This is a genomic window from Candidatus Jidaibacter acanthamoeba (genome assembly GCF_000815465.1).
Lineage (GTDB): Bacteria > Pseudomonadota > Alphaproteobacteria > Rickettsiales > Midichloriaceae > Jidaibacter > Jidaibacter acanthamoebae.
Genome location: NZ_JSWE01000001.1, coordinates 1 through 2,778 on the forward strand (window position 1 = coordinate 1; position 2,778 = coordinate 2,778).

The window sequence follows — 2,778 nt, forward strand, 5'->3', positions numbered from 1 at the left end:
AAACAGCATATAATACCATCCGAGGTATTGAGACAATCAACATGTTATTCAAGGGGCAGCTTTATCACTTGCATAAGAGCTCACCTATAAATATTAAACACTTTATTGAGAGACAATTTAACTTGCCAACTCCTGCTTATATGTTCTAAAAAACCCCATAAAACTAGATAACTTCTTCATCCAATTCCATTCTTTGCAACGCTACCTTCCTTTAACCAAGCTATATTAAGCTCTATTTTTTACTAATAAAATAAATAAAATACTTAAGCAGGTTTAGTAGGTATATGGAAAATATTATATACAAGAAAGATATAGCAATATGGTTAAAGAGTTGATATATTCTTCAAAGAGATATCAACTGCTCTTATGTGTGGAGATAGAATAGAGTTAAGGGGGCTTGGTTCGATGGTGGTAAAGAAGAGAGCAGCAAGGATTGCCAAGAACCCGAGGAATGATCATAAGATAGAAGTAGGTGATAAGGGATCACTGAGCTTTAGGCCAAGCAAAGAGCTTATTAAAAGGTTTAATAAAGTTAGTAACTGATAAATACATACATATCTTAACTAGATTTTAGTGCTTAGTATATTGGGTTAATGGCATTTTAGAACATAATAAAAATAGATAAAGTATGATAGAAAAAAACACTCAATTTTATGAAGCAATAGAGAAGGGTGATAAACAAAAAGTTATAGAACTTATTAATGAAGATCCGACATTACTAGGATACACCATTGGAGACGGTACTTCTGCGATACATTGGGCAACCTATGAAGGGTACAATGAGATAATTGAGTTTCTAATAAGCAAAGGTGTGGATGTTAATGCAGAAACCGATGAAGGAGAAACTGCCCTACATATTGCTGCCTATGAAGGATATAATCAAACTGTAGAGTTATTATATAGGAATGGTGCAGTTTTTTCACCGTTAGAAGTATATGACAACTTACAAGAGGGAATAAAAGGAAATATTATTAAAGATGAAAAGTTAATAAAAATAATAAGGCATAATATGATAAGAAGGTTGGAAGAGCTTAGTCTAATTCAACTAAGCACCATAGGTGATAATACCGATAACATAATTACCAAAATTAAAGAAAGTATTAATTTTGGTAATAATCCTTTTATGGAATTAATTATAGATGCTCTTGTTATTAGTGATATAAAAATAGAGAATGATTGCATACAGAGTTATAATGTAGAAAATATATTTGATAATTTGTATAGTCAAAGTGCTTATAATTCGTATTATAAGTGCCTATATTTCTTTATTGAAAATGGTTTTAGGCTGAGTGATATTGTTTCTGTAGCTGAGCCTGCGCACGAAAATAAGCAAGATGTAAAAAAACAAAGGATTGAGAATCCGGCAATAGAACAAGAGGTGCGCATAAAAAGAAAGATTCCAAAACTTTTTGCTATTATAGCTCAGCATATAGCCAATGGCTCTATAAATGAATGTAGAGGGTATGCAAGTATATATCAAAGAATACAGGAAGATAATATAGCAGTAGGAGAAGTTATTGTTCCTATGGAAGTAAAGGAAAAGATTCTAGACTGTCTGGTTGATAGGAGAACTGATGCCACCTTTGAAGTACTGCCATCTAAGCAGGAAGCTAACTCATGGATTAGCAAAGCTTTGAAACAGGAATTTATAATCTTGCGTAGTAGTTAAAGTTTATGAACTAATATACAAATATTAAGTATTAATCTTTTGCAATGTTATCGGTAATTATGAGTAGTTAGTTACAGTAAAATACTTGATTGAAAATGAGGCAGATATAAAAAAACAGCCTGAGCTTTGGCCATCTTACAATTAAATATTTATTTCCTATATCAAAAATATTTAAATAACTTCTTACATATTTAAATTGGCATACTGTTTTTTATTTTTGCCTTACAAAATATAAGCTATCTTTTAACCGTATGGGATAAACCCTCATAGCCATAAAGGAAGAACAAGTTGATAACCAAGCGAGTAGCTATATTATTGTTATTTATTTTAATAATTAGTAGCATAAAATTAACAATAATAGTGTATTTAAGTAATATAAATATTTTATGGAATTATACTAGTATTCATTACTATTAGTAATAATTAATATGTGAATATGTAATTGGTAACTTTATTAATAAGAGGAATAATATGAGTTTTTCTAATCCCTTTAGTTTATCTGAATTAGACGGAAGCAACGGTTTTAAGATTAACGGGGCAGTAGTAGGTGGGAATGCAGGCCATGCAGTAAGCAGTGCAGGGGATATAAACGGCGATGGTATTGCGGATCTGATTATTGGCGCTGAAAGTGTTAATTACCCGGCAGGGGCTAGTTATGTAGTATTTGGAAGCAAAACTCCATTTGCCTCAAGTATTAACGTATCTGATCTGGATGGAAGCAATGGTTTTAGACTAAACGGGGCATCGGGTGATAATGCAGGCATTTCAGTAAGTAGAGCAGGGGATATAAACGGCGACGGCATCGATGATCTGATTATCGGTGCATATCGTGCTAATTCTAATGCAGGTGCAAGCTATGTAGTATTTGGAAGTAAAACCCCGTTTTCTTCAAGTATTAACTTATCCGGTTTGGATGGAAGCAATGGTTTCAAACTAAACGGGGCAGCTAGTGATAGTGCAGGTAATTCGGTAAGCAGTGCAGGGGATATAAACGGCGATGGTATTGATGATTTAATTATTGGTGCTCCTAACGGTAATTCTAATACAGGGGGTGGTTATGTAGTATTTGGAAGTAAAACCCCGTTTTCTTCAAGCATTAACTTATCCGG

3 protein-coding genes are annotated in these 2,778 nt (G+C 33.0%); all 3 read left to right on the forward strand.

Features of this window, described 5'->3' with window-relative positions:
- Positions 1-336: 336 nt before the first annotated feature.
- Positions 337-543, forward strand: coding sequence for an HU family DNA-binding protein (locus tag NF27_RS11665; protein ID WP_275574599.1), 207 nt, complete (start codon positions 337-339; stop codon positions 541-543).
- Between the two features lie 85 nt (positions 544-628).
- Positions 629-1,669 (forward strand): ankyrin repeat domain-containing protein, encoded by a 1,041-nt coding sequence (locus NF27_RS00010; RefSeq protein WP_039454446.1) that lies wholly within the window; start codon positions 629-631, stop codon positions 1,667-1,669.
- A gap of 471 nt (positions 1,670-2,140) precedes the next feature.
- A partial coding sequence (locus NF27_RS12900) for an integrin alpha (protein WP_193387647.1) occupies positions 2,141-2,778 on the forward strand: 638 nt, incomplete at its 3' end.

Bases quoted from the DNA above. Each gene is read 5' to 3' on its own strand.
- NF27_RS00010 (WP_039454446.1), top strand. From the start codon at position 629: ATGATAGAAAAAAACACTCAATTTTATGAAGCAATAGAGAAGGGTGAT.